Source organism: Fibrobacterota bacterium (assembly GCA_019509785.1).
GTDB lineage: Bacteria > Fibrobacterota > Fibrobacteria > UBA11236 > UBA11236 > Chersky-265.
This window is the reverse complement of sequence record JAEKLQ010000019.1, coordinates 1-4,818: the sequence shown is the minus strand read 5'-3', so window position 1 is coordinate 4,818 and position 4,818 is coordinate 1. Positions and strand designations below refer to the sequence as shown.

At 57.6% G+C, this 4,818-nt stretch carries 7 protein-coding genes; 6 read left to right on the top strand and 1 reads right to left on the bottom strand.

Going from position 1 to position 4,818, the window contains the following annotated elements; all coding sequences use genetic code 11:
• On the bottom strand, nt 1-685 hold a 685-nt coding region (locus JF616_00670; GenBank protein MBW8886240.1), incomplete at its 3' end, for a hypothetical protein.
• 80 nt (nt 686-765) lie between these two features.
• Between JF616_00670 and JF616_00665 the strand changes: the two genes are divergently transcribed.
• From JF616_00665 to JF616_00640, 6 genes are all read left to right on the top strand, one after another.
• Nucleotides 766-1,404: a TetR/AcrR family transcriptional regulator gene (locus JF616_00665; protein MBW8886239.1), complete on the top strand. Its 639-nt coding sequence runs from the start codon at nt 766-768 to the stop codon at nt 1,402-1,404.
• A gap of 135 nt (nt 1,405-1,539) precedes the next feature.
• The gene (locus JF616_00660; protein MBW8886238.1) at nt 1,540-2,016 is read left to right on the top strand and encodes an SRPBCC family protein; all 477 of its coding nucleotides are present in this window, start codon (nt 1,540-1,542) and stop codon (nt 2,014-2,016) included.
• A complete protein-coding gene (locus JF616_00655; GenBank protein MBW8886237.1) occupies nt 2,009-2,389 on the top strand; it encodes a DoxX family protein in 381 nt (126 codons plus the stop codon). Before JF616_00660 ends, JF616_00655 begins: the two co-directional genes overlap by 8 nt.
• 3 nt (nt 2,390-2,392) lie before the next feature.
• Complete coding sequence (locus tag JF616_00650) at nt 2,393-2,725, top strand: helix-turn-helix transcriptional regulator (GenBank protein MBW8886236.1); 333 nt, start codon at nt 2,393-2,395, stop codon at nt 2,723-2,725.
• 298 nt (nt 2,726-3,023) lie between these two features.
• Entirely contained in the window at nt 3,024-3,851 is an 828-nt protein-coding gene (locus JF616_00645) for a TIGR02147 family protein (GenBank protein MBW8886235.1), read from the top strand.
• Nucleotides 3,848-4,795 carry a hypothetical protein gene (locus tag JF616_00640; GenBank protein MBW8886234.1) on the top strand — a complete coding sequence of 316 codons (948 nt, stop codon included), beginning with the start codon at nt 3,848-3,850 and terminating at the stop codon, nt 4,793-4,795. Before JF616_00645 ends, JF616_00640 begins: the two co-directional genes overlap by 4 nt.
• Nucleotides 4,796-4,818 lie beyond the last annotated feature (23 nt).

Below are 4,818 nucleotides of genomic sequence, written 5' to 3'. Positions count from 1 at the left end.
ACTCCCTCCATTGAAACGACCAAGCTGGATTTCCATGCAGAAACAGGAGCACTTCACCTTTGCCTTCGTCAACGAAGTGAATGCGAGCGCCATTGGAGAGCGTCAGAAATTTGTGATCCGCATCAAATAGGGTTCGTGGGATGTCGAAGGCCAAACCCGCAGCGCCTATGGGGGCCGCTTTCTCGCTGGAAAACGCGGCTTCGGCCCCCCAGATTTCCAGTGCGCTGAAGAGGGCGATGGCGGCTATCCGGAAGCGCGAACGGTGAGGAACTTCAACCGAGCGCGGAACAAGAAGGGAGAGCACGGTGGCCACAGACAGCACCGCGGGCAAAGCGGCGAGAGTCAGTGATTGACCGCCGAACAAAGCAATCATCGCCAATACCATGAGTGCGATCGCAAAAAAAGCCAGTGCCAGAGCCACGCGCGGTCGCGCAGACCGGTGCAGACGGACGCGGTAAAACGCGGCGCCCGCGATTGCGATCAGGATGCAGATAGGCGTGGTAACGGCGTAGCGGAGTTCCGTGAAGTAGGAAAGTCCTCGCACATGGGGGACCGCTTCCACTGCGATGGCGGCAATGAGCACCGCTGGAATCGAAGCGGCGAGGCCAGAGCCGAGAATTTGGGAAATGGTGTTCGGCGTCCAACTGAAGGACGCTTTCGCCGTAGTTGCACTGATGGGATTCATGATGTTTCTCCGTCGTTATTCGAAGATTGCTATATTAACGTATATTAAATATATTAAGATATATCCAAAAGGACAAGGCAATGCCGCCCAAGAAGAAACAACAACGCGTTTATTCATCGACGAACCGGGAACAGCATGCGGAGCAAACTCGGCAGCGGATGATCGACGCGGCTCGTAAACTGTTTCTCGCCGTCGGTTTTGACCGCACCACGATAGATGCGGTGGCAAGCGAAGCCGGGGTTTCCAAGCCAACGGTCTACGCCGCTTTCAAATCCAAGCGCGGCTTGGTGGCCGAAATCCTCAATCGAGCGCGCTTTGGTCCTGGCTACGGTCAATTGGTGAAGCAGGCGATGACGGAATCGGATCCCGAGGCGCGCGTTCGGATGGCGGCGCGAATTTCCCGCCAAGTTTACGACTCGGAACGGTCGGAGATGGAACTGCTTCGCGGGGCGGGGGTTGTCTCGCCTGACCTGAGCGATGAGCAGCGCGAACAAAATCGCTACGTCCTTCAAAAAAAGCTGATCGATTTTTTGTCCGAAGCGGGAAGGTTACGCCAAGACCTTGATTACACCACCGCTCGAGACCTTCTTTATGTGCTGACCGCACGTGATCTTTACCGTCAGTTTGTAGTTGTTCGAGGTTGGGACCCCGTCAAGTACGAGGAGTGGTTAGCCGATACATTGGTCTTGCTCCTGATGAGAGCCGCTTCGAAAAATTAGCGTTTTCCGGCATTCCCATTTAGGGACACGGTCCGTGCGGACGAAACTTCGGAGCGCCTATTGACATTCCCAGCTTGCCGCGCTATACTTAAGTGTATACTTAACCATTAGTTTGTCAGCGAAAGGACCTCCAAAATGGCCGCAACCACCTCCACCCCCTCGGTATTCCACGGCAGCTTCAGTATCGAACGCCACTACCCAACCCCCGCCAAACGGGTCTTTGCGGCCTTTTCGGACAAGGCCAAGAAACGACGCTGGCAGGTGGAAGGCGAAGGTTTCAGTATCGAGAAGTTCGAAATGGAATTCACAGTAGGCGGCCGGGAGCATGCCAGCTTCCGGTATCAGGGTGGCCCCTTGATTATCATGGACGCGGTTTATCAGGACATCGTTCCCGATCAGCGCATCGTTTTCGCCTATACCATGGCCATGGAAGGCAAGCGCATGTCCGCTTCCCTGACCACCATCGAACTTTTGCCCGGGGAGAAGGGAACTGATGTCCGCTTCACCGAGCAAGGGGCTTTCTTCGACGGAATCGATAGCCTCCAGGGCCGCGAAGAAGGCACCCGGGGATTGTTGGAAATGCTAGCGAAGGAGTTGCAAAACCATGAGTAGCGCCAGTGGCAAAGTCTTGTATTGGGTCTCCACCGTATTGATTTCGGGTAATTGGATCTTCGGTAGCATCGCGGCCCTGTTGAGAACGGACTCTTCCATGGAAGTATTCCGCCGGCTGGGGTATCCTGATTATTTCGCTCTCCTGTTGGGCCTGGCCCAATTACTGGGAGTTATAGCCATCTTAGCGCCGGTGCCGCGCACATTGCGCGAATGGGCGTACGCGGGCTTGACCATGGATGTCATCGCCGCCGTGTTTTCGCTTATCGCAATCGGCACGCCGGCTTTCCAAATCGCGATACCGCTGGTGGCTTTGGCCTTGGTGCTGGTCAGTTACCGCGGATGGAAGCTGCGTTTGCGAACGAAAGCGACGTGAAGCATGGTCGGCAAACAAATCCAAGTGGACCGGGTCTTCCATGCCTTGGGCGATCCCACGCGGCGGGAGATCCTGGAAAGGCTCAGCGAAAAACCGGTTTCGGTTTCCTTGCTGGCGATTCCCCTGAAGATCTCCTTGGCCGCGGTTGTCCAGCATATGCAGGTATTGGAAGCCAGCGGCCTCGTGCGCACGGAAAAGGTGGGCCGGGTGCGCACCTGCCGGATCGAGCCTCAGGGATTTTCCGTGGCCGGGCAATGGCTGACCGAACGCCGGACCTTATGGGAAAAGCGCTTGGATCGGTTGGGCGATTTGCTGATGGAGTCCGAAACGGGCTGAATGATTTAACACTTTGGCCTGAACCCATTAATTTGGGGAAAGCCGAAAGAGAGATCGGATCCCAGCTAATCCTAAAAACCGCCTGATTTGCGCAGAAAATGGAATTTGCGAGGCCAAAAAAGTTCTGAAATCATCCCGCCATCCCGACCATTTAAGAGAAGCCCGGTTTTCCGAAAGGGAAGCCGGGCTTTTTGCATATTGGCCGCCCGATCTGAGGTTGCTATGTGGTGCTTTTTACCACATCCTCCCGAACAATGAATGCTTCCAATCCGGATTCCAGGGTACAATTGAAAGATTCATGCGCCCCGTCTTCGAGTACATGGACTATCGCAAGTACCTCAAAGACGCCTTCGAGGAACGCAAGCTCGCGGATGCGCGCTTATCCTACCGCAACCTCGCCGACTCGCTCGGGCTCGATGGAAGCAACCTCCATAAAATCCTGCAAGGCCGCAGCCAGCTACCGGCGCGGTGCCAATCCCGCGTCCTGAAGTTCCTGGGGTTGGGCAACCGCGAAGCGGAATATTTCCTCCTACTGACCGCCTATGCGAGAGAGCGCGGCGCGAAGGCGCGCATGGAAATCCTCGAGCGGGCGCGCCTATTGCAAGATGTCCCCCGCAAGGCGTTGGAAGAGCGCGAATTGCTGTTCTACCGTCACTGGTGGACCCCGGTGGTTCGCTTGCTCTTGGAAGCGCATGAGGGACGCGCCATTCCCGCACGACTGGCCAAAAGCGTTTGTCCTCCCATATCCACGGACGAGGCGCAAGCCTCGCTCGATTTGCTTCTCGAACTCGGGCTGGTGAAGAAGGCCGGTTCGGGCCGCCTCAAGCTTGCCGAAGCCCATCTTACCGCGGGGGGAGAAAGGAAAGCGCAAGCCATCCATGCCTATCAGAAGCAAATCTTCGAATTGGCCATCGCTTCCCTGCAACGGTTTTCCAAGGACGAACGCGACGTTTCCACCGTCACCTTTTCCGTAGACGACAAAGCCTATCAAGCCATTCTAGACATCTTGCGGGAATGCCGGCGCCAGGTCCAGAAACACGCCGATTCCATTGGGCAGCCTACTCGCGTGATGCAATTGGCCATGGCCTTTTTTCCGATCTCGGGCTCTCCGAAGGAACGTTTGTGAAATTGAATTCCGCCTTTATCGCTTTAAACATTCTCCTGTGGGCCGGATGTTCCGGCGATCACTTGGCCGGGGGATCCTCCGAAACCGAAAACGCGGTGGTGGCCCGGGTATTCCCGGTCGATTCCCTTCTTCCCGCGTGGAATCGCCCCGTCGGCTTGGCCACCGTGGCGACCGTGCGGCTCGACTCAGCCAACTTTGACTTCAAATTGTCCGACTCGCTGGGACTCGATCTTGATGTCCGTCGCGCGAAAGAAAGCCCGGTGCCCTTCGAGCTTTCCCATTGGGACCGGAAGCGCCGTCAGGGACGATTGTACGTGCGCATCGACTCCGATCTGCGTCAGCCCGGCACGGCTATCCAATTGTGGCAACGGCTTCCGCTCGCCCATCGTTCCGACCCTGCGGGAGTTTGGGCGGGCATCGCCGATAGCCTTCGCTTGAACCTGACATCCGTTCTCGTCGACGATTTCGAAAGCGGGAGCAACCGGGTCCGGCTTCCCGACTCCTCCACCTGGTTTCTCGGATCGGGCACGGGAACCGTTGCCGCCGGAGGCGGGCGCCAGGGCAATGCCCTGCATATGGTTACCACCGGAAGCGATCCGGTCGTCTTGGCGGCAGCCTTGCTCGCCTCGACCCCACGGCGTCTGGGGGCGATCGACTCTATCGTATTCTGGGCGCGGGGCTCGGGCCGCCTCCGTGTCGCCATGGAACACGCGCTTGCCGGGTCCCAATTGGTGGCCTGGACCGCCCGTGATCTCGATACGGCCTGGCGCCGCGTGAGCGTTCGCCCGGCATCCTTCGACTCGGCCGCCGTGTCTTCGGGAGGGGCGCGCTGGGCCGACATTCTCGACTCCGCGACCCACCTTTCCTTTTGGCTCGAAGGACAAGGCGAAGCTTGGGTCGACGACCCGCGCCTTTTCGGCATCGATCGCGACGATCTGCGCTAAATACTTAAAAGCCCGCCACCGCG

Excerpts from the sequence above, each read along its gene's own strand:
- JF616_00650 (MBW8886236.1), top strand. The coding sequence starts at position 2,393 with ATGGTCGGCAAACAAATCCAAGTGGACCGGGTCTTCCATGCCTTGGGC.
- JF616_00645 (MBW8886235.1), top strand. The coding sequence starts at position 3,024 with ATGCGCCCCGTCTTCGAGTACATGGACTATCGCAAGTACCTCAAAGAC.
- JF616_00665 (MBW8886239.1), top strand. The coding sequence starts at position 766 with ATGCCGCCCAAGAAGAAACAACAACGCGTTTATTCATCGACGAACCGG.
- JF616_00660 (MBW8886238.1), top strand. The coding sequence starts at position 1,540 with ATGGCCGCAACCACCTCCACCCCCTCGGTATTCCACGGCAGCTTCAGT.
- JF616_00655 (MBW8886237.1), top strand. The coding sequence starts at position 2,009 with ATGAGTAGCGCCAGTGGCAAAGTCTTGTATTGGGTCTCCACCGTATTG.